Raw genomic sequence first — 23,272 nt, forward strand, 5'->3', positions numbered from 1 at the left:
CCGGGGCCTCCGCGCGGGCGCCTGAGCGGCGGTGGCGGGGCCTAGGCGGCGGTGGTGGGACGGTGCGGAGCGATCACCTGGCCGTCGGGCAGCAGCTCGCCGGTGTCGTCGAAGACGACGATGCCGTTGCAGAGCAGGCTCCACCCTTGCTCCGGGTGGCTGGCCACGGTGCGGGCGGCCTCGCGGTCGAGGTCGTCCGGCGTCGGGCAGGGCGGCTCGTGCGAGCAGATCGAGTCGTGTTGTGCGGTCACGGTGTCCTCCACGGTGTCCCTGTGAATAAGGACATAGATGCAGCCTGCCGTCGCACGTCCGAAATATGCAAGTCGATGATGGATTCTTTACCGTCAAAGACGTGTGAAGCCGGACAAGGCGGGGCAATCCTGCCCGATTCAGCGCAAGAGGCCCTCATCGGGATCGCCGCCGTGATCGACGTCCAGGCCGACGACCGAGGCGCAGCCCGTGCAGATCCACTCCGCGATGACCGCCTCCGGGTTGGTCCCGTGGGTGCGGTACGGGCGGTCGACCTGCCGGCGCCGCATCCCGTGGCCGCAGGACGAGTGCAGCACCCGGCCGCACGTCGGACACGGCCAGACGTCCTCGCACCGCAGGTCGCAGCGGGGGCAGAGCGGCGACTCGTACGGTCCGGCCGGTCCGCCGGGCTCCAGCTCGCCGAGCCACTCGTGTTCGAGGTCGAGGTACTCGTCGCCTGGCCAGTGGTGGTCGGCCAGCCAGGCGAGGTACTCCTCGTCGCCAGGGCCGAGCACGGCCGTCAGGGACTCGGGGTGCTCGTTCGCCGAACTGCGTCGGCGCCTGCCGTGCCGCGCCGAGGCCAGGAGCGTCAGGAGGCCCAGGAGCGCGGCCGCGGCCAGGCCGGTGGCCCAGGGCATCGCGGCTTCCTTATGATCTTGCGGCGGGATATTCGATCATGAATTCACTTCACAAAACCCTGCGAACGCTACAAGAAAGGTTCTTTACTGAAAAGTCGATCAAAAAGATTCTTTACGTGGGCGGCGGCGGGGGCGGTGTCCGAAACCGGGGCGCGTCCGCGTCCAGAACCCGTGCGGCCTGCGGGAACCGGCGGCGCCGAGCCTCCCCGGCCGAGCCCTCGGCCGGAGCCGGTTTCACTCTCCGCTGAATCCGGCGGGTCGCCGCTGGTGGTCGCGTTTGGACCCGTCTGGGCATGTCTGGGGTCCAGGGGCCCTGGGGTGTGGTTTTCCGCAGGAGCGGGGTGCGGTGCGCGGCCGGTCAGGCGGGCGGTGCGCACCATGGTGACGGGGACGGCCGGTTTCTAGCGTCGTCAACATGATCGAAATGGCGTACGCGGCGACCGGGAGCGAGCCCGCCGGCGGCATCGCGGGATGGGCGACGGACCTGATGGACAAGCTCGGCGCGCCGGGCGCCGGGCTGGCGATCGCGCTGGAGAACCTGTTCCCGCCGCTGCCCAGCGAGGTGATCCTGCCGCTGGCCGGGTTCACCGCCGCGCAGGGCGGGATGAGCCTGGCGGCGGCGCTGATCTGGACGACGGCCGGCAGCGTCCTCGGAGCGCTGGTCCTCTACGGGATCGGCGCGCTGATCGGCCGCGACCGGATCCGCGCGCTCGTGGCGCGGCTCCCGCTGGTCAAGCTGTCCGACCTGGACCGGACGGAGGCGTGGTTCGCGCGGCACGGCGCCAAGGCGGTGTTCTTCGGACGCATGATCCCGATCTTCCGCAGCCTGATCTCCGTCCCGGCCGGGGTGGAGCGGATGCGGATGACGACCTTCCTGATCTACACGAGCCTGGGCAGCCTGCTGTGGAACACGACGTTCGTCCTGGCCGGGTACGGGCTCGGCGACAACTGGCGGACGGTCGAGGAGTACGTCGGCGTCTACTCCAAGGGGGTGCTCGCGCTCGCCGTCCTGGGCGCCGCCGTGTTCGTCGCGGTGCGTATCGTGAAAACGCGGCGAAACGCCCCGGACCAGCGGGCGGACGCCCTAGACCGGCGGGCGGACGACGACATGGCGGGCGAGCGCGCATCGGGTGGAGACGCGAGAGTTCGAACGTGACCGGATCTTCTGACCGCCGCGGCCCGCGCACCCTCGTCCGGGCCGCGGCAGGGTTGTCGGTGGGCGCGGTCACCGCTGGCGTGGAACTGGTCCTGCTGGCGGTGGCGGCGCTCCTGATGGCCTACTCCCTGGCCTTTTCGCGCGGCCAGCGGGTGGTCCCGACGGTGGTCGCGGACGCGGCACAGGCGGCGACCGAACTGGAGCGATGGCGGCTCAGGAAGTTCCACGGCGAGGACAGGCCCGTCCAGTACGGTCCGCTGAAGGCGCTGGCGTATCTCGTCCTGCGCGTGCCGGTCGGGCTGCTCGGCGCGGTGATCCTCCTGCTGCTGGTCTACGGCGCGGCGATGGCGGTCGCGCTGGCCTGGAGCTGGTGGGTCACCGGCGACTACCTGGACGGCATCCCGCCGAGCTGGTGGATCGTCCTGTACACGGCGATCCTCGGGCTGGTGCTGCTGTTCCTCGCCGTCCAGGGGCTGGTCGGGGTCGTGGCGCTGGAGAAGACGGTCGCGCGGCGCTGCCTGGGCCCGAGCCCGTTGGAGGAGTACGAGCGGCGCATCGCGCAGCTGTCCGTCACCCGCGCGGAGGTGGTGGACGCGGTCGACGACGAGCGCCGCCGCATCGAACGCGATCTGCACGACGGCGTCCAGCAGCGCCTCGTCGCGCTCGGCATGCTGATCGGCCGCGCCCGCCGCGCCGGCGACGGGGAGAAGGCGGCCGACCTGCTGCGGCAGGCGCACGAGGAGTCGCGGCGCGCCCTGGAGGACCTGCGGGAGGTCACCTGGCGCGTCTATCCGGCCGCGCTGGACGGCGAGGGCCTGCGCGCCGCGCTGGAGACGGTCGCCGAACGCACCCCGCTGCCGGTGACGATCGCCTACGACGTGCCCGGACGCCCCCCGCACGCGGTGGAGACGGCCGCGTACTTCGTCGTCTGCGAGGCCGTCACGAACGCGGCCAAACACTCGGGCGCCCGCCACGTGAGGGTGGACGTCACCGGATCGGCCACAATGATCGGCGTGCGCATCGAGGACGACGGGAGCGGCGGAGCCGACCCGCGCGGCGGCGGGCTCGCCGGCCTGGCCCGCCGGGTCGCCGCGCTGGACGGCGCGTTCGGCGTGGACAGCCCGCCCGGCGGCCCCACCGTGATCACCGCGGAGCTGCCGTGCGGGTGATGCTGGCCGAGGACTCGACGCTGCTCCGCGAGGGCCTGGTGCGGCTGCTCGCCGATGAGGGCCACGACGTGGCGGCGGCGGTCGGCGACGGCGACGCGCTGATCGCGGCCGTGGCGGCGGGCCCGCCGGACGTCGTGGTCGTGGACGTCCGGATGCCGCCGACGCACACCGACGAGGGCCTGCGCGCCGCGCTGGAGATCAGGAGCCGCTGGCCGGACGTCGGCGTCCTCGTCCTGTCGCAGTACGTGGAGAAGCGCTACGCCACCGAGCTGATCACCGCGGACACGACAGGCGTCGGCTACCTGCTGAAGGACCGCGTCGCGCAGGTGGACGAGTTCCTGGACGCCCTCGACCGCGTCGGCGCGGGCGGCGCGGCGTTCGACCCGGAGGTGGTGCGCCGCCTCCTCGCCGCGCACGGGACCCGGGCGGATCCGCTGTCCCGCCTCACGCCGCGCGAGCGGGACGTCCTCGATCACATGGCGCAGGGCCACACCAACGCCTCGATCGGCGCGATCCTGCACATCTCGCAGAGCGCCGTGGAGAAGCACGTCAACGCGATCTTCGACAAGCTCGACCTGTCGCGCGCGACCGGCTACAGCCGCCGCGTCCTCGCCGTCCTCCGCTACCTCGGAACCTGAACCCGGCTGCCTCGGAACCTGAAGCCGGCTGGCTCGGCACCTGAAGCCGGCCGCCTCGGAACCCGCCGCAAATTCGGTCGAAACCGGACTAATGGCGACGAGTCGGGTATGGGAGGTGGACCGATCCACCGACCCGCGGAGGGAGGGGCCGTGGCGGACACCAACCGAGGCGTCGTGTACCAGCGGCCGGGCGAGGTCACGGTCGAGGACCTGGACTTCCCGAAACTCGAACTGGCCGAGCAGAACGGCCGGAAACTCCAGCACGGCGTCATCCTGAAAGTGCTGGCCACCAACATCTGCGGCTCCGACCAGCACATGGTGCGCGGCCGGACCACCGCGCCCCCCGGGCAGACGCTCGGGCACGAGATCACCGGCGAGGTGATCGAACTCGGCCGGGACGTCGAGTTCGTCAAGGAGGGCGACCTCGTCAGCGTCCCGTTCAACATCGCGTGCGGCCGCTGCCGCAACTGCAAGGAGCGCCAGACCGGCGTGTGCGAGAACGTCAACCGGGAGCGTCCGGGCGCCGCATACGGGTACGTCGACATGGGCGGCTGGCACGGCGGCCAGGCCCGCTACGCGGTCGTCCCGTACGCGGACTTCAACCTGCTGAGGTTCCCCGCCGACCGCGACACCGTGATGGCGAAGCTGCAGGACCTGGCGATGCTGTCGGACATCTTCCCGACCGGCTACCACGGCGCCTACACGGCGGGCGTCACCACCGGCTCCACCGTGTACGTGGCGGGCGCGGGCCCGGTCGGGCTCGCCTGCGCCACCGCGTGCCTGCTGCTCGGCGCCGCCGTCGTGATCGTCGGCGACATGAACGCGCGGCGGCTGGACCAGGCTCGCGGGTTCGGCTGCGAGACGATCGACCTGTCCGTGCACGCCGACGTCCCGGAGCAGCTGGAGCAGATCCTCGGCGTCCCGGAGGTGGACGCGGCCGTCGACTGCGTCGGGTTCGAGGCGCGCGGCCACGGCCCGGAAGGATCCGCCGGCGAGCAGCCCGCGACCGTCCTGAACACGCTGATGGACATCACCCGCGCCGCTGGGCGGCTCGGCATCCCGGGCCTGTACGTCACCGGCGACCCGGGCGCGCCCGACGAGAACGCCAAGATCGGGCAGCTCGGCCTGCGCATCGGCCTCGGCTGGGCGAAGTCGCAGGTCCTCACCACGGGACAGTGCCCGGTGATGACCTACAACCGGCAGCTGATGATGGCGATCCTGCACGACCGGGTCCAGATCGCGCGGAACGTCAACGCGTCGGTCATCCCACTCGACCAGGCGCCCGAGGGCTACGCCGCGTTCGACCAGGGCGCGGCGCACAAGTACATCCTCGACCCGCACGGCGTGGTCGCGGCCTGACCCGCGCCGCGCCGCCGGCCGCGCCGCGCCGCCGGGCCGCCATCGTCGAGGTGCGCGCGTGGGCGCGGTGATCCCGTGGCAGGGTGGGAGCCCGGGAACACGAGAGGGGACGCGCTCATGGTCGGCACGCTCGAATGGGGACCGGCGGACGGACGTCCGGAACTGCTCGCGGACCCGGTCGCGGCGGCGATCGGCGCCGTCCCGGGCGCGGAGGTCGCCGAGATCGACCCGGAGCTGGCCGACACGGCCGCGTTCTGCGAGCGCTACGACGTCCCGCTCGACGCCAGCGCGAACTGCGTGGTCGTCGCGGCCAAGCGCGGCGGCGAGGTCACCTATGCCGCGTGCATGATCCTCGCCACCGATCGCGCGGACGTGAACGGCGTCGTCCGCAAGCGCCTCGGCGCCCGGAAGGCGTCGTTCGCGCCGATGGCCGAGGCGACCGCGCTGACCTGCATGGAGTACGGCGGCATCACCCCGGTCGGCCTCCCCGAGGGCTGGCCGATCCTCGTGGACGAGGCCGTCGCCGCGGCCCCGCAGGCCGTCATCGGCAGCGGCCTGCGCAAGTCGAAGATCCTCCTTCCCGGAAAGACGCTCGCGGGCCTCCCCGGCGCCGAGGTCATCGCGCTGGCGCTGTGACCGCCCGCCGGCGATGCCCGCCGCCCGGCTGACGGGCTTCAGGCGGGAACGGAGTCGACGGCGTAGCGGGTGCCGCCCACGGCGCGGGCGCGGTCGAGCAGCGTCCGGTTGGCGGCGAGCATGTCCGCGACGGACGCGCAGCCCGGCGAGGCGGTGCGCAGGACGCTGAACAGGACGGGATCGTCCGGCACGGCCAGCATCGGCACGTGACCGACCCGCAGCGCCTTGATCAGGATGACGCCGCTGAGGCCGAGCGCGGCGGTGGTCATGTCCGCCAGCGTCGCCTCGATCACTTCGGCGGCGCGCGACGCGGGCAGGAACACCATCGCCCACGGATGCGGGCGCGCCCATTCGCCGAGCCTGATCAGCTCCTCGACGTCGGGACGCAGGCGGTCGCAGAAGTCGAAGTACGAAAGCTCCTCGACCTCCGTCGTGCCGGGCGGTGGCTCGGCCTTGTCCCCGTGGAGGACGGCCTTTGCCTCGTACGTCCACCCGTCTCCGTCCTCGGACGGCTTGACCTGCGCCGACATGTCGTCCGCCGTTACGTCGCGCTGCACGCGGAGCACGTCCTCGGCGTCCCGGCACGGGATGGTGCAGCACAGCACCCGCTCCGGCGCCGCGACCAGCGGCAGCGTCGCACGGGTGATCACGCCGTGCCGCCCGAGCCCGGCGCGGACGGCGTCGAACAGGCCGGGCCGGACGGCGGGGGAGCAGACCACGGGCTCGCCGTCCACGACGACGTCGAGGGCGAGCACGTTCCCGGCCTGGACGCCGTGCACGTGCGACGTCCCGCCGATGCCGCCCGCGGAGATCGTCCCGCCGACGGTCACGTCGAGGTAGTCGGTCAGGACCGGCGGGGCCAGCCCGTGCGGCAGCGTCGCGGCGAGGACCTCGCGCCAACTCGTCCCGGCGGCGGCGACCGCGTGCCCCGCCCCGACTGCGTGCCCGGCGCCGACCTCGACCCCGGTCAGCTCCCGCAGATCGATCGACACGCCCCCGGTCAGCGACTGCCCGTACGTCGAGTGCCCGAGCCCGCGCGGCACTGCGTCCAGCCCCTGGGCCGCGGCCTCGCGAACGGCGCGCGCCACCTCATCCGCCGACCTCGGCCGGACGACGCGGACGGGCGACCGCTCCACGATCCCGCCGAAGTCACGCATGCGTCCCACCTCCGGCGCGTCCGGCCGTCGTCGCCTCGCCTTCGGGACGGGCGGCGGTCATCGGTCTCGCAGGCGGTCGGCCACCCGGCCGAGGGCGTCGCCGAGCAGGTCGATCTCCTCGGGGGCCAGCACCTCGATCAGGGTCTCGCGGACGACGCGGCGGTGCCCCGGGCGGACCCTGGCCAGCACCTCGGCGCCCTCGTCGGTCAGCTCGGCCCACACCGACCGCCGGTCGGTCTCGTTCCCGGCACGGCGCACGAGCCCGGCCCGTTCGAGCTGGGTGACCTGGTACGTGAGCCGGCTCTTGGACACCATCACCACGCGCGCGAGGTCCGACATGCGCAGCCGGTTGCCCTCGGCGAGGCTCAGCCCGACCAGCACCTCGAACTCGGCGTGGGACAGTCCGCCCTCTCGTTTCAGCTGCCGTTCGATCTCGTGGTCGATCAGATGGCCGGCGGCCAGGAAGGCCATCCAGGCGCGCAGCTCCCGCGGTGCGAGGGCGTCCCGGGGTTGGTTCATGCCGCGATTGTAGGTGGCCTGGTGATTCTAGTTGGTTAGAAGGCGACCTGAATTTTCAAGATGGTCTGGATTTGAATCAAGTCTGCTAGCGTCGGAGGAAGTTCATATTTGAACCTTCAACAAGAGGAGACCGAGGCATGCTCCCACCCCGCCGCTTTCCCGTCCTCTCCGACGGCGGTCTGCTGATCGGCCGGCTGGCGATCGGCGCGATGTTCGTCGCGCACGGCTGGAAGAAGTTCGCCGACACCGGTCACTCCGAGGTCGCCGCCGGGTTCGACCAGCTCGGCATCCCCCTGCCGGACGCGGCCGCCGCCTTCGCCACCTATGTCGAGCTGCTGGGCGGCGTCGCGCTCATCATCGGCCTGCTGGTCCCGCTCGCGGGTGTGCTGCTCGCCGCGAACATGGCGGGCGCGTTCTACTACGTCCACATGGACCAGGGCTTCTTCCTGGACAAGGGCGGCTACGAGTACGTGATGGTCCTCTTCGCGGCGTCGCTGCTCCTCGCCGGCACCGGCGCGGGACGGTTCTCGCTGGACGGCCTCATCTTCGGCCGCCGCCGCGAGGACGCCCCGGAGCGCGAGTCCGTCCCGGCCTGACCCGTCCCGCCATCACGCGTGACCCCGATCGGCTTGATCCGGCCTGATCCAGTTTGACCGCGCCGGACCCGGTCCGGCCCCCACCCGACCGGTCCGGCCTCCGGCCGGCGCGCTCACCGCCCCAGAGCCGCCGGCCTGTTCGCCCGGCCCGTCCACGGCCCCGCCGGCGCGCGGATTCCGGTTCGCCGGGATACCGGCGCCATGGGCGTGGACGGGCTGGAGGCGATCGCCGCCGAGCACGCCGCCCTGGAAGAACGCCCCGCGGACCCGTCCGTCCGCCGGGCCTTCCGTTCTGCGCGGCGGCTCCGGCGCTGCCTGGAGGCCCCGGAGCCGCACCATACGGACGCCGTGCGGCTCCGGGGTCTCCAGGACGACCTGCGCGACGCCCGCGACCTCGCGCTGTACGTGAGCACCGGCTCACGTAACATGTCGGGCACTGCCAGTGTGATCTAGATAACTCTTTTTCATCGAGTCACCCATGACATGACGGAGCGGTAAACAAGAGTTACCTGCCGAGAAAGGAATATGGCTCGATCCAATCCCCGCCGGTGGCAGTCCCGCTCGCCTGACACCGTCCTTTTCGGGACATCTCGCCTTAACGTCGAAGTGACAAGATGTTCCCGATGTCCGTTTCTGGGCATGGTGATCACTGGGAGTTCCTGGAGAGGCGGGTCGCAGTGTCGCGCGGTAGTGAGTTCGTAGTGGTGGCCAATCGGCTTCCGGTCGACCGGACCGTCGGGGCGGACGGCGTTCCGCGCTGGCGGCGCAGTCCTGGCGGCCTGGTCAGCGCCATCGCCCCGGTGATGCGGCGCAGGAAGGGCACCTGGATCGGCTGGACGGGCGCGCCCGACGAGCGCCTGGAGCCGTTCGAGGAGGACGGCATGGCGCTGCACCCCATCACCCAGACCGCGCGGGAGGTGGAGCTGTACTACGAGGGCTTCTCGAACGCCACCCTCTGGCCGCTCTACCACGACGTCGTCGCCCCGCCGGTCTACGACCGCTCGATGTGGGACGCCTACGTCCAGGTGAACCGGCGGTTCGCCGAGGCGACGGCGGAGGTCGCGGAGGAGGAGGGTGTCGTCTGGGTGCAGGACTACCAGCTCCAGCTCGTCCCGCAGATGCTGCGCGAGCTGCGCCCCGACCTGCGCATCGGCTTCTTCCTGCACATCCCGTTCCCGCCGGTGGAGCTGTTCTGGCAGCTGCCGTGGCGGCGGCGGATCCTGGAGGGGCTGCTCGGCGCCGACCTGGTCGGCTTCCAGCTCCCGGGCGCGGCGGCCAACTTCGTGCGGCTCTGCCGGCGGCTCCTGGAGACCCGGCACGTCAAACAGGACGTGTACTGGGACGACCGGGTCGTCCGGGCCCGCGCGTTCCCCATCTCCGTGGACGTGGGCGAGCTGAACGACCTGGTGGGGCGTCCGGACGTCCAGGAGCGGGCGCAGGAGATCCGGACCGACCTGGGCGACGCGACGATCCTGCTCGGCGTGGACCGGCTCGACTACACCAAGGGGATCACGCAGCGGCTGCAGGCGTTCGGGGAGCTGTTCGAGGACGGCCGCCTCAAGCCGGGCCAGGCCGTGTTCGTGCAGATCGCCACGCCGAGCCGGGAGCGGGTCGAGCAGTACCAGCTGCTCAGGGAGGACATCGAGCAGCAGGTGGGGCGCATAAACGGCGAATACGGAGAAATCGGATTTCCGGTCGTGCACTATCTCCACAGCTCGTATGACCGCCCCGAACTGACCGCGCTCTACCTGGCCGCCGATGTGATGGTCGTCACACCTCTGCGGGACGGCATGAACCTCGTCGCCAAGGAGTACGTGGCATGCCGCAAGGACCTGCGCGGCGCGCTCGTGCTCAGCGAGTTCACCGGCGCCGCCGCCGAGCTCAAGCGCGGCGCGTTCCAGGTCAACCCGTACGACATCGACGGCCTCAAGGACACGCTGCTCGCCGCGCTCGACGCCGAGCCCGCCGACCAGGCGCGGCGGATGCGCACGATGCGCCGCCGCGTGATCGAGCACGACGTGGACCGCTGGGCCCGGGACTTCCTCAGCGAGCTGGAGCGCCCTGGGGTCCGGCCGGTGCAGGCGGAGTCGCTTCCGGCGGCGATGGAGGGCTGACCCGCAGGTCGAAGGCCGCCCACACGGCTTTCCCGCCGGTCGCGAGCCGCGCCCAGCCCCACGCGTCGCTGAGCGCGCCGACGACCAGCAGGCCGCGGCCGCCCTCGACGAACCCGGCCGGGTCGCTCGGGACGGGCTCGGGCGCGCGCCCGCCCGGGTCGGTCACCGACACGACGAGACGCCGCGGGTGCCCGATCAGGACGACCTGGATGGGGCACAGCGGCAGCGGCTGGGGGAGTCCCTCCATGCCGTGCCGGAGCGCGTTGGTCACCAGCTCCGACACCGCGATGACGACGTCGCCCGCGGTGCCGGACAGGCCCCAGCCGTCCAGCGTGACCTGGGTGAACTCGCGCGCGGACCGGGGCGAGGTGATCTCCGCGGGGAACACCTTGCGCGCCATGCGCGGGGTGCCCGAGTGCGGCGCGGGCCAGAGCCCCGCGAGGCCCGGCACGGCGACCGGGACGCTCGCGGGCCCGTGGGCCGGGCCGCTCGCGGAGACGTTCGGCGGGGTGTTCGGGCCGAGCCGCGCCGGGGGCGCGTCGGGCCACGGGTGAAGAGCCGGGGCGTGCCGCGCCCTGCCGCCGCCCATGGCGGCGGGAGTTGCGACTTCGTCTGCCTGGTCAACGGTCATGGTCAACAACCTCAGAGGCGTGCGGGGTGGTCACCGGCGAGCGTTCGCTATCTTGCTCCTCAAGTCGTGCAGATGCAAGACCGTCTGCATGAACCGATGCAAGAACGAATGCACGTGCATCTCGTACCATTGTGTGGGGTGGGGCGAGATCGCGGCCTCCCGCGTGGAGGCTGAGACGCCTGGAGGGGGCAGACCAACGATGGACGGCCGACAGATGCTGGACGTCTGGCGTGGCGAACTCGTCTGGCAGAAGAGCCGGCGGAGCAATCCGTCCGGCAACTGCGTCGAGATGGCCGAACTCCCCAGTGGGGAGATCGCCGTGCGCAACTCCCGTGATCCCGAGGGAGCCGTGCTCGTCTACACGCGCGAGGAGGTGGAGGCCTTCGTGGGAGGAGCCAAGGACGGCGATTTCGATCACATGCTCGTCTGACCGCTCCGCCGACCCGCTCTACCGAACCGGATTCCACCCCGGCCGCCAGGCCGGTACCGTGCGGCCATGCACCTTGGGCAGATCGCCGCACAGACGCCCGACAAGCCCGCCGTCATCATGGCGGGCTCCGGGAGGACCGTCACCTTCCGGGAACTGAACGAGGAGTCCAACCGGCTCGCGCAGCTGCTCCACGCGGAGGGGCTGCGCCCGGGGGACCACATCGCGTTCATGCTGGAGAACCACCCGCACTTCCTGGCCGTCGCCTGGGCCGCCCAGCGGTCCGGGCTCTACTACACGGCCGTCAGCACACGGCTCCAGCCCGAGGAGCTCGCCTACATCGTGGACAACTGCGGGGCGAAGGCGTTCATCGCCGACGCGTCGGTCGAGACCGCCCGCTCCGCACCGGACGTGCCGCTGCGCCTCATGCTCGGCGGCACGACCCCGGGCTACGACTCCTATGAGGAACGCGTCGCCCAGCACCCGCCCACGCCCCTCGAGGACGAGTGCGAGGGCGTCGACATGCTCTACTCGTCCGGGACGACCGGCCGCCCCAAGGGCGTGAAGCCGACCCTGACCAAGGGCCCCATGGGCAGCCAGAACATCCTCTACGGACTCCTGTCGCTGCTCTTCCAGCCCGACGCCGACTCGGTCTACCTCTCCCCAGCGCCGCTCTACCACGCGGCACCGCTGCGCTACAGCATGACCCTGCACCGCTTCGGCGCGACCGTCGTGGTGGTGGACAAGTTCGACCCCGAACAGGCCCTCGCTGCCATCGAGAAGTACCGCGTCACGCACAGCCAGTGGGTCCCGACCATGTTCATCCGCATGCTCAAGCTCCCGGACGAGACCCGCGCCCGCTACGACACGTCCAGCCTGAAGGCCGCCGTGCACGCCGCCGCGCCCTGCCCCGTCCCGATCAAGGAGCGGATGATCGACTGGTGGGGCCCGGTCCTGCACGAGTACTACGCGGGCACCGAGGGCAACTGCTTCGTCTACACCAACGCCGAGGACTGGCTCGCCCACCGCGGCACCGTCGGCCGCCCGCTCCTCGGCGAGGTCCACGTCTGCGACGAGGAGGGCCGCGAACTCCCGCCGGGCACCCCCGGCACGCTGTACTTCGGCAACGGCCCGTCCTTCGAGTACCACGGCGACGAGGCGAAGACCGCCGCGTCCCGCGACCCGGAGGGCCGCGGCTGGACGACCCTCGGCGACATCGGCTACGTGGACGAGGACGGCTTCATCTACCTCACCGACCGCCGCTCCTACATGATCATCAGCGGCGGGGTGAACGTCTACCCGCAGGAGGCCGAGAACGTCCTCGCCGTCCATCCCCAGGTCGCGGACGTCGCGGTCTTCGGCGTCCCGGACGCGGAGATGGGCGAGGCGGTCAAGGCCGTCGTCCAGCCCTTGTCCATGGACGACGCGGGCCCCGCCCTGGAGGCCGAGCTGATCGCGTACTGCCGCGACCGTCTAGCGCACTACAAATGCCCGCGCTCGGTCGACTTCCGCGCCGAGCTCCCCCGTCACCCCACCGGCAAGCTCTACAAACGCCTCCTGCGAGACGAGTACTGGCCCACCAACCGCCCCGCGACCACCTGACCGCCAACCCCACGCCGACACTCGGGCCGAAGCGTTGCGCGGACGTTAAGACGGGGAGTGGCCTGCGATTGCTTGGGGTGGGAAGCGTTCCGCGACCGCGTGGGCCTGCGAAACGTCCCGCCAACGCCCGCGATGAGTGGCCTGCGGCGATCGCCTGGGTGGCGGAGCGGGCTGCCGACGCTTGAGACTGGAAGTATTCCGCGCACGCCTGAGATGGGCGTGGACAGCCGGAGGCCCCGGTCCGGGAGTGGGTGTCCCGGCCGGGGCCTGGAACGCGCCAGGCGCGTTCTCGTGAGCTTTCCCGTTGTCGCGGAGCACGCCGCGCTCTGCGCACGCCGTGTTCCGCGACGACGACACGGCTCAGTGCATAGGCATCGGCGCGTCGGCCGTGCTGGTATCCGGCTTCCTGCGCGGCAGCAGCAGCGCCGGCAGGAACGCCAGCAGGAGCAGCCCGGCCGCGTACCAGTACGTGTGCTGGAACGCGTCCGCCATCGGAGGCGCGATCTTCTCCATGATCGCCGGCGGCACCTTCTCGCTGCTGCCGATCTCGCCGCCGCCCGCGCCGCCGAAGCCGGCGGAGTCGAGCTTGGACGTGAGCTGGTTGGCGAGCAGCACCGAGATCATCGCGGTGCCGATGGACGCGGACACCTGCTGGATGATGTTCAGCATCGTGCTGGCCCGCGGGACCTCGTCGTGCCCGAGCGTCTGGATGGCCGCGGCCATCGTCGGCATCATGGTCATGCCCATGCCGAGGCCCATCACGAACAGCGCCCCGCCGAGAGCCCAGTAGGACGTGTCCGACTCCAGGATCGTGGCGAAGCCCGCGACGGACGCCACCACGACGACGAGGCCGAACAGCACGACCCGCCCGGGACCGATCCGGTCGGTGAGCTTGCCGCCGATCGGCATCGTGACCATCGCGCCGAGCCCCTGCGGGGCCAGCAGCAGGCCGGCGTTCATCGCGCCCTCGCCGCGCACCGTCTGGAAGTACAGCGGCAGCAGCAGCATCGCGCCCATGAACGCGACCATGAACAGGACCATCGTGCCGGACGCCGCCGCCACCGACCGGCGCCTCAGCAGCCGCAGGTCGATCAGCGGGTTCTTGGCGTTCAGCGCCCGGAACACGAACCCGAGCACCAGCAGCGCGCCGGCGACGGTGAAGATCAGCGGTTCCGTCTTCAGGAAGTCCCTCGACTCGGCGCCCTTGGCCACGCCGTAGATCAGCGACGCCAGGCCGGGCGACAACAGGATCAGCCCGATGAAGTCGAGCCGTTCCGCCGGCTTCGGCTCATCCGGCTTGAGGACCTTGGCGGCCAGCAGCAGCGCGATGACGCCGATCGGCAGGTTGATGAAGAAGATCCACCGCCATGACACGTCGTCGACGAGGTAGCCGCCGATGATCGGGCCGAGGATCGGGCCGAGCAGCATCGGCACGCCGACGATGCTCATCACCTGGCCGACCCGTTGCGGCCCGGCCGCCTGGGTCATGATCGTCATGGCCGCCGGCATGATCATGCCGCCGCCCAGGCCCTGCAGGACGCGGAAGATGATCAAAGACTCGGCCGACCATGCGACGCCGGCGAGCGTCGAGCCGATCACGAACAGGCCGATCGAGATCATGTAGAGGCGCTTGGTGCCGAATCTCGCCGAGGCCCAGCCCGTGAGCGGGATCACGGTGGCGAGCGCCAGCGTGTAGCCCGTCGCGACCCACTGGATCGTCGCCAGCGAGGTGTTGAACTCCTTGGCCAGGTCGTTGATGGCGACGTTGACGACGGTGACGTCGAGGATCGCCATGATGGCGCCGACGATGACGACCCCGGCCACGGCGAGCACGCCACGGTCTAGCCCGCCGTCGGCTGCGGGCTCCTTCAACGGGCCGTCCGCTGTCGTTGGAGACGCGGGAGCGGTCAACTCTCATCCAATCGTCGGGGCCCGCGCATGCGGGCACGCAGGGACCGTGGGGCAGGTTCAGGGGGTACCGCCGCAAAATACTGCAGCAACTGACACTTTCGCGAACCGTTAAACTCCGCTGGTTCCGGGAGTATTCCAACGGGGTCTGACAGAACCGCCCTGCTCCACGACCTTCAGCCTGCGACCTCGACTCCGCTTGAGGTCAACGAAGTGTGACAGACGCGACATCCGATTCCTCCCCTCGCTTCACCCCAGGCAGACCACCGGTCCACCCGAAATTCATCGGTCGCTAGGAAACCTTCAACCGCCGCCCCAGCCCCTCCGCGTTACGGACGTCCTGGCCAGAGCTGATGTAGACGTCCAGCTTGCGGTTGGCGGCCAGCGGCGACAGATCGAGCCCGGGCGTGGCGCGCTTGAGGTCGAGCATCCGCAGGCTCGGCAGGAACGCGAGCGGACGGAGATCCGTGAGATCGCGGCAGTCGTTGAGGAACAGCCTCCTCAGCCGGGCGAGGGGGCGGAGCGACGTGAGCTCCTGAACGCGTGTCCCAGCGAGGTTCAGGGTGTCCAGGCCCGTCAGCGAGGCGAGCGGATCGAAGTCGGTGACGCTCCTGCAATGGGTGACGTAAAGCTCGAACAACGGAAGGTCGACGAGCGGGCGGATGCTCCGCACCCAGTCGCAGCGGCTCAGATAGAGCTGCCGGACGCCGGGGGCCGCCTCGCGAACCTCCTCCAAGCCCTCGGCGATCATGGAGTCCTCGAGTCCGAGCGTCAGCAGCGCGCCGAGGGGAGGAAGCTCGGACAGGCCGGTCAGGTGGCGCGGGCTGATCAGCCACAGGGTGGTCAACCCGCCATGCCGCCGCAAGGGCGCGTAGTCGGAGACGCTCTGGCACCTGGGGAGCATGATCCGCTTCAGCCGTGGCAACGTGTCGAGGAAGCCGAGATCGCTCAGGCCGGGGAACCCGATCGAGAGGCTTCGCAGTGCGAGGAGCGGCGGCAGGAGCGCCGGATCGGCCATCGACACCGCCGAGTGGAGACCGAGATGTTCCAGGGTCTCCGCGTGGGGAGCGACGAACCCGAAGTCTTCGATGACGTTCATGGTCACTTCGAGTTCGGCGAGCGGTGGGACCTTGCCGAGGGCGCTCACCTGGCGCGGCACGTACTCCAGCCTGAGCCCGTCGCCTCGTGGAAAGCGCGTGAGGACGCGTTCGGCGAACTCGTCGGCGTCGAAATAGTTCCACGCCTTGGCCAGGTGACGCCGCACTCGCGGGCGCGCATCGGAGGCGTAGCGCGCCAGGACGTCCAGGGCGCCCGGCCCGTTGACCAGCCAGGCCGTCTGGATCGTCGCCGAGGCCGTGGGCCAGCCGAGCCCGTCCAGATTCTCGGGGAGGTGGGTCAGGACGGGCTCACCCGCGGTGGCGAGGGAACGGGCCGATGCATCGTCGCGCGGCGGTATGAGGTCGTCCAGGCAGCGGCCGAGGTCCTCGGCGAGGTCGTCCGGCACGGAGGGGAGCGTCTCCAGGCAGGCGACGGCCACCAGTTTCAGGACGCGGGCATGCCGTTTCTCGGCGCGGGCGCGGTTCAGGATTCCGGTGAGGAGTTCGCGCCTCAGTGGTTCGTTGGCGTGTCCGGCGGCCATGATGACGGTCTCGCGCCAGGTGTCGCGGTGCGCGCTTCGGATGAGCAGGTCCATGTCGCCGAGGTCGGCGGCCTGCTTGGCGGTGAGGTATTCCTGGACGGTCCGGTGCACGAAATCGATCCGTCCCGGTACCGGCTCGCGGAGGATTCCGCTGCGCTGGAGCAGCTCGTCCAGGACCATGCCCGGCGGGACGCGGACCTGCGGCATCGCGCCCAGCCGGTCGGCGACCAGCCGTTCGACCATCGCCTTGGGCAGCTCGACGCGGGCGCTGGTGGAGAGATGCCAGGCGATGTCCTGAAGTATGCGGATCTTCTGGTCGCGTTCGAGGCTGCTGGGAATGCCGCGCTTGGTGTCTCGGGTCTCCAGGAGCATGTCGAGGGCGGCGGCGTAGAGGCCCATGCGGTTGCGGGGGAGGGCCTCGCGATCGAGGTTGAGGGCGCAGAGCATCGCGGCGAGCAGGGGGCTGGACGCGAGCGTCCGCAGATGGGGAGCCGCCTCCAGTCGTGCCAGTAGGCGCGCTTCGTACGAGGGCAGACGTTCCGGGGCGCACGGCAGATCCGGGCACTCACGGACGGCGTTGTGCCAATGCTGGACGAGTGTCCGCACGTCTGCCGGGCCGAGCTGTTCTAGAAAGGCCGTCCCGAAACCTTCGGCGCGCAGCCAATCGGAACCCGCGGCTGCCGGACGGGACGTCACGACGATCCGGATGTCGCGGAATTGGCCGACGATGTCCTTCAGCCACGACCTGACTGATTGCCGTTGGGGGCTCGTGACCTCGTCCACGCCGTCCACGAGCAGCAGCGCCCGTCCTGATGCCAGGCGGCGATGCGCCCAGGCGCGCGGCATGATTCCGGCGAGATTGCCGGCGACGTCGTCGATGAACTCTTCGGGACGCGGCAATGAACCGCCCGCGTGGCTGCGCAGCTTGACGAGGAACGGAACGCATCCGTTCCAGTCGCTCAATGGCCCGCTGAACGAGCCCCGCGCGGCCGTGATCGCGAGCCAGCGCAGAAGCGTGCTCTTGCCGCCGCCCGCCTCACCGCGCAGCAGCATTAGACGTTCGCTGTGGAGCGCCCTCTCCACCCGCACGGCACCCGGCGTGACCTCGTCCCGCCATTCGCTGACAGGAACAGCCTGTGTCTCGGCGGCCCGGCGAGCGCGTTTGCCCTCGTCGGAGACGTTAAGGCTGATGTAGGCGACGCTCAGGGTCGTCTGCGGACGGGTGAACCGCTCGAACCGCACGCCGAACAGTTCGAGCGTGTCGAGAGATTCGCTGATCGAGGCCAGATAACGGCGGGTGAATTCGTCGTCCTCAGACTCGCCTTCCGGGGCGTCGAGCGTCCGTACGGGCAGCCGTGCGAGAACGGCGCCTACCTGGTCGGACATTCCGCTCAGCCGTCCCAGCATCTCCACTGACGCGCGGGGACCGAATTGCGGGAGATGGACGATGATACGGGCCAGGCAGTCGCAGCACTCGTCCAGCGTGACCTCGTACAGCCGGGCTCCTGCCTCACCCAGCTCGAATTCAGCCCTGTGGACCGACAACCGAGATCGGAGGCCGCGCGCCAGTTTCACGGGGTCGGCGTCGGCGGCGAACAGCGCCTCGTCGGAGAGATCGGCGTCCTCAAGCGTCCGGGCGACCTCGTGAAGGGCGGCCTGCCGGTCACCGTCGGTGAGGCCGCGGAACTCGTGCTCGGCGAAAGTCAGTATTCGTTCGGTGACCGAATCGGCGATGCCGTCTATCTGCCGCTGGACGCGCCGTCGCTTGATCTCGTCCGGGAGCCCGGTCTTGATCAGCTCGACAAGATCCTTACCGGCCGCGTCCCTGGTGGTGTGCCCGGCGAGCCACCGCCCGACGGCCAACTGGGCGACCGATCCGCCCACCCGCAACGCTGCGACCTCGACGGACACGCCACCCCCAATTCCTCGGACGAACCATTATCGCGAGATGCGGAGGCGCGCGCTCACACAACGGCCAGTGAACGGTTTTCCGGTGTGCCCGGAATTGTCGACCGAACGTGGACGTAACCGGTGCGTCGCCATCCAGTCACGGAGACGCACAGGGGATCAGGTGGGAGCGGTGGCTTCGTTCGTGGGTTCCTGACACGTCGGGCGACAAAAGCGTAAGATCCTGCCCCAATCGGACATTTCGAGGAGTCGACGATGCCCTCATCTGGCGGCGCTCCCGGCGGCCCGGCCGCGAATCGGCCTTCCCACCTCCCTGACGACGTGCTGGCACGGCTGCGGACCGACATCCCCTCACCGGCCCGGACGTGGAACTACTGGCTGGGCGGCAAGGACAACTACGAGATCGACCGGGAGGTCGGCGACGCCACCGCCGCGCTGAACCCCGACCTGGTGCCGCTGGCCCGGCAGTCCCGCCGGTTCCTGATCCGCGTCGTGAACCATTTGGTGACCGAGGCGAAGGTCCGCAATTTCCTGGACATCGGCGCCGGGCTGCCCACCGAGTCCAACACCCATGAGATCGCACAGCGGGCCGCCCCGGAAGCCCGCATCGTTTATGTGGACAACGACCCCATGGTCCTCGCGCACGCCCGCGCGTTGATGCGCGGCACCACTCCCGAGGGCGTCACCGAGTACATCGACGCTGATTATCACCGTCCTCAGCAGATACTTGCGGAGGCCGCCAACGTCCTGAACTTCAGTCAGCCGATCGCGGTGATGTTCATGGGCGTGATGGGCTTCTGCCAGGAGTACGGGACGGTCAAGCGGATCGTGGACGAGACGATGGCGGGCGTGCCATCGGGCAGTTACCTGGTGCTTTGGGATTGCACTGACACGTCCGAGGCCGCCAGGCGCGGCACGGAGAAGTACGCCGAATCCGGGACCCTGCCATACATCCTGCGCAGTGTCGAGCAACTTGACGCACTTTTCGACGGCCTGGAGAAAATCGACCCCGGGACTGTCTCCATCTCGCAGTGGCGTCCAGATCCAGCCGAGGGCGAACCAGTCCACGTGGATGGCTACGGCGCGGTGGCGCGGAAGCCTTAACCGCTCGCGCGGACGCGAAAAACCGGTTGGGCCGCCTGTCGGCATATGGTGATACTGCGGTCATGAATCTCGACGAAGCGGTTCGGCAATGGCAGCAGGACGGATTCGTCATTCTGCCCGGCTACCTCTCCGAGGAGACCCTGCGCCCGGCGCTCGCCGAGCTGGACCTGCTGTTTCCTTCCGCCCAGGGCTTCCACGACGGAACCGACCTCCGCCGAGACCGATTTCTCGGTGACGAGTTCGCTGGAATCGACAGATTCCCGCTCGACTCGACGCAGATCAGCCTGCTTGCGGTGCACGACGACCTGATCCGGTTGGCCGAGACACTGCTAGGCGGAGACGACCTGCGCCTTTACTCCGCCGAGGCATGGGCCAAATACACCGGGGCGGCCGACTACGACCAGGCCCTCCACCGCGACTACCTCGGCCACACCTTGCTCGTGCCCAGCACGGCGGACGAGTATCGGCAGCTGGAGATGTTCATCTTCCTGGTCGACGTCCCAGAAGATCTGGGGCCGCCGCACCTCGTCCCGAAATCCCACACCGCCGATCTGGCCGCCAAACCGAACTGGTTCCCCGGCCGGACCATAGACCACAGCGACGAAACCGGGTTCGTTGCCGAAAGCCACCCTCATCTCTATGAGCAGGAAGTGTCGGCCGCCGGGCCCACAGGCACCGTAGTGGCCTTTGAACAGGGCACTTTCCATCGCGGCACGGGGCTGACTCGTCCAGGCGGGGCGCGCTATTCGATGCACGTCAGCTACCGGCGCGCGGCAGCGGAATGGGGGCAGCGCCAAGGGTGGGCCGACCGCAGCCACGAGCCGGCCTGGTACCGATTCGTCGCCAACGCCAGCCTCCGCCAGCTCGAACTCTTCGGGTTCCCGCCGCCCGGCCACCCGTACTGGACGGCCGACACCCTCGCCGGTGTCGCGCTCCGCTATCCCGGCCTCGACCTCACACCCTGGCGGGACGGCCAAAACCTCACAGGTTCACAGTGATCCCCAGGCCGCGACGGCGAGCCTCCTCATAAACCACCGAAGCCGCCGCAACGTCCAGTGCTGCATGACCGGTCGACTTGAAAACCGTCAATTCCGTGGGCGAACGCCGCCCCGAATGCCGCCCGTCCAGGACGGCCCCGATCAGATCAGCCTCTCCCGAATCGGCGTCCTGCAGCTCCCACGCACCGGCCGGCGGCGGTTCGGTCACGGCGCCGCGCCATTCCACGAACAGCGACGACGACCGCAGAGTCGCGGCGTCGAATTCCGGGCCGTCCGAACCGCCGACCGAACTGAGATGCGCACCTTCAGCGAGCCACTCTCTCCGGACGACGGGCTGACGGCTCGACGTGCAGCAGAAAACGACATCGGCCGTCCTGACCGCCGCCTCGATACTGCTGACAGACCCGAAATCAAACTCCGCGACGAGCCGCTCGCCCTTCACCAGATCACGCGCCCCGACCACCAGTTCCACCGACTTCATGGACGCGAGGAAAGCGATCTGCGCACGAGCCTGCGTCCCAGTGCCGATCACGGCGAACCGGGCGGCGTCCGGCCGGGCCAAGGCCAGCATGGCGGCGGTCGCCGTGGCCGCCGTGCGCACCGCGGTGATCGCCTCCGCGTCCATGACCGCGAGCAACCGGCCAGACTCCGCGTCGAAATGCGCGACGATCCCGCGATGCGCGCCATGGTTGCCCGCTCCACCGCCGCCGAAGACCGACACGAGTTTGGCCGACAACCCCAGCTCCGGGACGTAACCGGGCATCGCGCCCAGCAGCCCGTGCGCCGAACGAGCCGCGACCCGCGGCGGGGCGGAGACGTCGCCGCGGCTGATCGCCACGAGCGCGGTCCGCACCGCCGCCAGCACCGCGTCCGGCGGCAACGCCGCCCTGGTCTGATCACGATCGAGGACGAGGGCTCCGCTTCCGCCGGGGTCGGTCATCGTCGGCTCCCGTCCTCGCTCTGATGTTCCCGCCAGCGTAGGCGCGGGACGCGCGCCGTCAGCCGTGACCCAACTCGAACCACACGGCGTGCCCCTCACCGCGGCGGTCGACGCCCCACGACGTGGCCAGGAACGCGACGACGAGCAGGCCCCGGCCGCCCTCCGCCATCTCGCCCACCGAGGCCAGGTGCGGGACGGAATCGGCGCCGCCGTCATCGATCACCGTGACGCGGACGAACTTCTCCGAGTGACCCACCTCCACCCGGATCTGCCCGTCCCGTCCCGACTCCGTGTGCCGCAGCGCGTTGGTGATGAGCTCTGTCATGCAGAGCGAGGCGTTGTCCAGCGCCGGGTGCTTGCCCAGCACGTCGTGCAGCCAGCGCCGCGCGTGCCCGGACACCCGGTCCATCCCCGGCAGCAGAAGCGTGTCGAACTTCAGGGTCGGCACCGTCACTACTCCACTCCTCACGGATCGTTGTGTCCGAAAAGAATGTGCTGGACGTGTCATCCCAAGCGATGCGTTCGTCCGCCTCGTCCCGAGGTCCCCAGGCACACGGTCCCCAGGCACTTTTGACTGAGTCACTTTGGCCAACCTGGCAAATATCCTTCACCGGTTACTCATTGTCAGGTAATGATTACGCCATGAGCGACCCGCAGCGCCCGACCATGCGAAGCCGCAAGCTCGGCACGATGCTGCGCGAGCTGCGGGAGAGCCGCGACCTCACCCTCCAGAAGGCGGCTCGCCTGCTGAACCGCACACCGTCCTCCCTCAGCAAGCTGGAAACCGGCAAACGCGGCATTCGCCGTCCCTCTCTGGAGCACATGCTCGACCGCTACGAACTCACGGACCCCGTCCGCCGCAGGGCCCTCTATGAACTCGCCCGCGATTCGAACAAGAAGGGCTGGTGGCTCCGCTACGAGGGCAAACTCTCCGCCTCAACGCTGGACTACATCTCGCTTGAGGCAGATGCGACGTCTGTCAGAAGTTTCCAGCTACACCTCATCCCTGGCCTCCTGCAAACCGAGCAGTACGCCAGCTCGGTCATAGCCTCGACTATCTCGATGGGGGATCCGCATGACGTGGCAGGCTTGACCGAGGTTCGCATGCGCCGCCAGCAGATTCTCTTCAAGGAGGATCCGCTGCATCTCTGGGCCATTGCGAGCGAGGCCGCGCTCCGCCAGCAACAAGGCAGTAAGGAAGTGATGGAGGGCCAACTCAGGAAACTGATTGAACTCTCAAGATTGCCAAACGTGACCCTTCAGGTGCTTCCGTTCACCTCCGGGCCCCATCCCGGTCACAACGGGTCCTTCACGACCTTGGTGACCGACGACTTGTCGGTGGTGCTTGTAGAGAACCTGACCACAGGCTGGTATCTGGAGGATCTAGAGCAGATCCGCCATCACGATGTCGTCTTCGACCACCTTCGCGCTGCTGCCCTGACCCCTTCGGACACCCGCGCATTCATCGAACGGCTAGTGTCGTCCTCATGACCAGTACGCAGTTTTCCTTCTCTCGCTGGCGCAAGAGCAGTCACAGCGGAGGCGGCGGCTCGGAGTGTGTGGAGGTCGCCGCGTTCTGGCGCAAGAGCAGCCATAGTGGAAGCGAAGGGACGTCGTGTGTCGAGGTCGCGGCGCTGACAGGACAGGGCGTAGCGCTGCGAGACTCCAAGGACGCAGATGGCCCGATGCTCTCCATCGCGCCGTTCGCGTGGACGTCCCTCCTCACCGTCATCAAGGGCGGCTCGCTCGACCTGACCCCCTGACCCGCAAACTCCTAGGGGACGGCCAAGACTCGGCCGTCCCCTTTCTTTCTGGCTGGAAGATCTAACCGGCTCAACATGGCTACGTCACTCTGGCCGCGGGCGGCACTCTCAACGGGCATAA

At 69.7% G+C, this 23,272-nt stretch carries 23 protein-coding genes; 14 read left to right on the top strand and 9 right to left on the bottom strand.

The features are described 5' to 3' along the window. Positions 1–41: 41 nt before the first annotated feature. Both ACH35V_RS28390 and ACH35V_RS28395 read right to left on the bottom strand, forming a co-directional pair. A complete protein-coding gene (locus ACH35V_RS28390; RefSeq protein WP_395977063.1) occupies positions 42–230 on the bottom strand; it encodes a DUF5999 family protein in 189 nt (62 codons plus the stop codon). A 159-nt stretch (positions 231–389) separates the two neighbouring features. Next, positions 390–887 (bottom strand): hypothetical protein, encoded by a 498-nt coding sequence (locus ACH35V_RS28395; protein ID WP_395976733.1) that lies wholly within the window; start codon positions 885–887, stop codon positions 390–392. A gap of 415 nt (positions 888–1,302) precedes the next feature. On the opposite strand from ACH35V_RS28395, the gene ACH35V_RS28400 reads away from it, so the two are divergent. The 5 genes from ACH35V_RS28400 to ACH35V_RS28420 all read left to right on the top strand — a co-directional run bounded on the left by ACH35V_RS28400 (position 1,303) and on the right by ACH35V_RS28420 (position 5,845). After that, a complete protein-coding gene (locus ACH35V_RS28400; RefSeq protein ID WP_395976735.1) occupies positions 1,303–2,043 on the top strand; it encodes a DedA family protein in 741 nt (246 codons plus the stop codon). Then, positions 2,040–3,212, top strand: coding sequence for a sensor histidine kinase (locus tag ACH35V_RS28405; protein WP_395976737.1), 1,173 nt, complete (start codon positions 2,040–2,042; stop codon positions 3,210–3,212). The genes ACH35V_RS28400 and ACH35V_RS28405 overlap by 4 nt, the downstream gene beginning before the upstream one ends. Next, the gene (locus ACH35V_RS28410) at positions 3,203–3,850 is read left to right on the top strand and encodes a response regulator (protein ID WP_395976739.1); all 648 of its coding nucleotides are present in this window, start codon (positions 3,203–3,205) and stop codon (positions 3,848–3,850) included. Before ACH35V_RS28405 ends, ACH35V_RS28410 begins: the two co-directional genes overlap by 10 nt. Positions 3,851–4,000: 150 nt before the next feature. Then, on the top strand, positions 4,001–5,209 hold the full coding sequence (gene fdhA / locus ACH35V_RS28415) for a formaldehyde dehydrogenase, glutathione-independent (RefSeq protein ID WP_395976741.1): 1,209 nt from the start codon (positions 4,001–4,003) through the stop codon (positions 5,207–5,209). A 117-nt stretch (positions 5,210–5,326) separates the two neighbouring features. Further along, the gene (locus ACH35V_RS28420) at positions 5,327–5,845 is read left to right on the top strand and encodes a YbaK/EbsC family protein (protein ID WP_395976743.1); all 519 of its coding nucleotides are present in this window, start codon (positions 5,327–5,329) and stop codon (positions 5,843–5,845) included. Positions 5,846–5,883: 38 nt separating this feature from the next. Here ACH35V_RS28420 and ACH35V_RS28425 read toward each other — a convergent pair whose 3' ends face one another. Then, on the bottom strand, positions 5,884–7,002 hold the full coding sequence (locus ACH35V_RS28425; protein ID WP_395976744.1) for an FAD-binding protein: 1,119 nt from the start codon (positions 7,000–7,002) through the stop codon (positions 5,884–5,886). A 57-nt stretch (positions 7,003–7,059) separates the two neighbouring features. After that, a complete protein-coding gene (locus ACH35V_RS28430) occupies positions 7,060–7,521 on the bottom strand; it encodes a MarR family winged helix-turn-helix transcriptional regulator (protein ID WP_395976746.1) in 462 nt (153 codons plus the stop codon). Positions 7,522–7,658: 137 nt separating this feature from the next. On the opposite strand from ACH35V_RS28430, the gene ACH35V_RS28435 reads away from it, so the two are divergent. The 3 genes from ACH35V_RS28435 to ACH35V_RS28445 all read left to right on the top strand — a co-directional run bounded on the left by ACH35V_RS28435 (position 7,659) and on the right by ACH35V_RS28445 (position 10,231). Then, positions 7,659–8,117: a DoxX family protein gene (locus ACH35V_RS28435; RefSeq protein WP_395976748.1), complete on the top strand. Its 459-nt coding sequence runs from the start codon at positions 7,659–7,661 to the stop codon at positions 8,115–8,117. Positions 8,118–8,318: 201 nt separating this feature from the next. Next, positions 8,319–8,570, top strand: a complete 252-nt coding sequence (locus ACH35V_RS28440; RefSeq protein ID WP_395976750.1) for a hypothetical protein — start codon at positions 8,319–8,321, stop codon at positions 8,568–8,570. A 224-nt stretch (positions 8,571–8,794) separates the two neighbouring features. Continuing rightward, positions 8,795–10,231, top strand: coding sequence for a trehalose-6-phosphate synthase (locus ACH35V_RS28445; protein WP_395976752.1), 1,437 nt, complete (start codon positions 8,795–8,797; stop codon positions 10,229–10,231). Here ACH35V_RS28445 and ACH35V_RS28450 read toward each other — a convergent pair. Beyond that, positions 10,161–10,862 carry an ATP-binding protein gene (locus ACH35V_RS28450; protein ID WP_395976754.1) on the bottom strand — a complete coding sequence of 234 codons (702 nt, stop codon included), beginning with the start codon at positions 10,860–10,862 and terminating at the stop codon, positions 10,161–10,163. The two genes, ACH35V_RS28445 and ACH35V_RS28450, sit on opposite strands and share 71 nt — an antisense overlap. 199 nt (positions 10,863–11,061) lie before the next feature. Here ACH35V_RS28450 and ACH35V_RS28455 point away from each other — a divergent pair, with 199 nt between their 5' ends. Both ACH35V_RS28455 and ACH35V_RS28460 read left to right on the top strand, forming a co-directional pair. Beyond that, positions 11,062–11,292: a DUF397 domain-containing protein gene (locus tag ACH35V_RS28455; RefSeq protein WP_131969922.1), complete on the top strand. Its 231-nt coding sequence runs from the start codon at positions 11,062–11,064 to the stop codon at positions 11,290–11,292. Between the two features lie 66 nt (positions 11,293–11,358). Further along, positions 11,359–12,891 (top strand): acyl-CoA synthetase, encoded by a 1,533-nt coding sequence (locus ACH35V_RS28460; protein ID WP_395976756.1) that lies wholly within the window; start codon positions 11,359–11,361, stop codon positions 12,889–12,891. A gap of 360 nt (positions 12,892–13,251) precedes the next feature. Here ACH35V_RS28460 and ACH35V_RS28465 read toward each other — a convergent pair whose 3' ends face one another. After that, positions 13,252–14,763: a DHA2 family efflux MFS transporter permease subunit gene (locus ACH35V_RS28465; protein ID WP_395976758.1), complete on the bottom strand. Its 1,512-nt coding sequence runs from the start codon at positions 14,761–14,763 to the stop codon at positions 13,252–13,254. A gap of 328 nt (positions 14,764–15,091) precedes the next feature. Then, a complete protein-coding gene (locus ACH35V_RS28470) occupies positions 15,092–18,349 on the bottom strand; it encodes an NACHT domain-containing protein (protein WP_395976760.1) in 3,258 nt (1,085 codons plus the stop codon). A gap of 252 nt (positions 18,350–18,601) precedes the next feature. Here ACH35V_RS28470 and ACH35V_RS28475 point away from each other — a divergent pair, with 252 nt between their 5' ends. Both ACH35V_RS28475 and ACH35V_RS28480 read left to right on the top strand, forming a co-directional pair. After that, complete coding sequence (locus ACH35V_RS28475) at positions 18,602–19,450, top strand: SAM-dependent methyltransferase (protein ID WP_395976762.1); 849 nt, start codon at positions 18,602–18,604, stop codon at positions 19,448–19,450. A gap of 62 nt (positions 19,451–19,512) precedes the next feature. After that, complete coding sequence (locus tag ACH35V_RS28480; protein WP_395976764.1) at positions 19,513–20,448, top strand: phytanoyl-CoA dioxygenase family protein; 936 nt, start codon at positions 19,513–19,515, stop codon at positions 20,446–20,448. Here ACH35V_RS28480 and ACH35V_RS28485 read toward each other — a convergent pair. Then, entirely contained in the window at positions 20,432–21,388 is a 957-nt protein-coding gene (locus ACH35V_RS28485; RefSeq protein WP_395976766.1) for an ornithine cyclodeaminase family protein, read from the bottom strand. The genes ACH35V_RS28480 and ACH35V_RS28485 overlap by 17 nt on opposite strands. Positions 21,389–21,446: 58 nt before the next feature. Next, on the bottom strand, positions 21,447–21,842 hold the full coding sequence (locus tag ACH35V_RS28490) for an ATP-binding protein (protein WP_395976768.1): 396 nt from the start codon (positions 21,840–21,842) through the stop codon (positions 21,447–21,449). A gap of 188 nt (positions 21,843–22,030) precedes the next feature. Between ACH35V_RS28490 and ACH35V_RS28495 the strand changes: the two genes are divergently transcribed. Next, positions 22,031–22,879, top strand: a complete 849-nt coding sequence (locus tag ACH35V_RS28495; RefSeq protein WP_395976770.1) for a helix-turn-helix domain-containing protein — start codon at positions 22,031–22,033, stop codon at positions 22,877–22,879. Beyond that, on the top strand, positions 22,876–23,151 hold the full coding sequence (locus tag ACH35V_RS28500) for a DUF397 domain-containing protein (protein ID WP_395976772.1): 276 nt from the start codon (positions 22,876–22,878) through the stop codon (positions 23,149–23,151). The genes ACH35V_RS28495 and ACH35V_RS28500 overlap by 4 nt, the downstream gene beginning before the upstream one ends. The last annotated feature ends 121 nt before the right edge of the window (positions 23,152–23,272 follow it).

This window comes from Actinomadura sp. 1N219 (assembly GCF_044326405.1).
Classification (GTDB): domain Bacteria; phylum Actinomycetota; class Actinomycetes; order Streptosporangiales; family Streptosporangiaceae; genus Spirillospora.

What these genes read in the sequence shown, in the direction of transcription:
- ACH35V_RS28395 (WP_395976733.1), bottom strand. Translation starts at nt 887, where the DNA reads ATGCCCTGGGCCACCGGCCTGGCCGCGGCCGCGCTCCTGGGCCTCCTG.
- ACH35V_RS28400 (WP_395976735.1), top strand. Translation starts at nt 1,303, where the DNA reads ATGATCGAAATGGCGTACGCGGCGACCGGGAGCGAGCCCGCCGGCGGC.
- ACH35V_RS28420 (WP_395976743.1), top strand. Translation starts at nt 5,327, where the DNA reads ATGGTCGGCACGCTCGAATGGGGACCGGCGGACGGACGTCCGGAACTG.
- ACH35V_RS28425 (WP_395976744.1), bottom strand. Translation starts at nt 7,002, where the DNA reads ATGCGTGACTTCGGCGGGATCGTGGAGCGGTCGCCCGTCCGCGTCGTC.
- ACH35V_RS28430 (WP_395976746.1), bottom strand. Translation starts at nt 7,521, where the DNA reads ATGAACCAACCCCGGGACGCCCTCGCACCGCGGGAGCTGCGCGCCTGG.
- ACH35V_RS28435 (WP_395976748.1), top strand. Translation starts at nt 7,659, where the DNA reads ATGCTCCCACCCCGCCGCTTTCCCGTCCTCTCCGACGGCGGTCTGCTG.
- ACH35V_RS28440 (WP_395976750.1), top strand. Translation starts at nt 8,319, where the DNA reads ATGGGCGTGGACGGGCTGGAGGCGATCGCCGCCGAGCACGCCGCCCTG.
- ACH35V_RS28450 (WP_395976754.1), bottom strand. Translation starts at nt 10,862, where the DNA reads ATGACCGTTGACCAGGCAGACGAAGTCGCAACTCCCGCCGCCATGGGC.
- ACH35V_RS28455 (WP_131969922.1), top strand. Translation starts at nt 11,062, where the DNA reads ATGGACGGCCGACAGATGCTGGACGTCTGGCGTGGCGAACTCGTCTGG.
- ACH35V_RS28460 (WP_395976756.1), top strand. Translation starts at nt 11,359, where the DNA reads ATGCACCTTGGGCAGATCGCCGCACAGACGCCCGACAAGCCCGCCGTC.
- ACH35V_RS28475 (WP_395976762.1), top strand. Translation starts at nt 18,602, where the DNA reads ATGCCCTCATCTGGCGGCGCTCCCGGCGGCCCGGCCGCGAATCGGCCT.
- ACH35V_RS28480 (WP_395976764.1), top strand. Translation starts at nt 19,513, where the DNA reads ATGAATCTCGACGAAGCGGTTCGGCAATGGCAGCAGGACGGATTCGTC.
- ACH35V_RS28485 (WP_395976766.1), bottom strand. Translation starts at nt 21,388, where the DNA reads ATGACCGACCCCGGCGGAAGCGGAGCCCTCGTCCTCGATCGTGATCAG.
- ACH35V_RS28495 (WP_395976770.1), top strand. Translation starts at nt 22,031, where the DNA reads ATGAGCGACCCGCAGCGCCCGACCATGCGAAGCCGCAAGCTCGGCACG.
- ACH35V_RS28500 (WP_395976772.1), top strand. Translation starts at nt 22,876, where the DNA reads ATGACCAGTACGCAGTTTTCCTTCTCTCGCTGGCGCAAGAGCAGTCAC.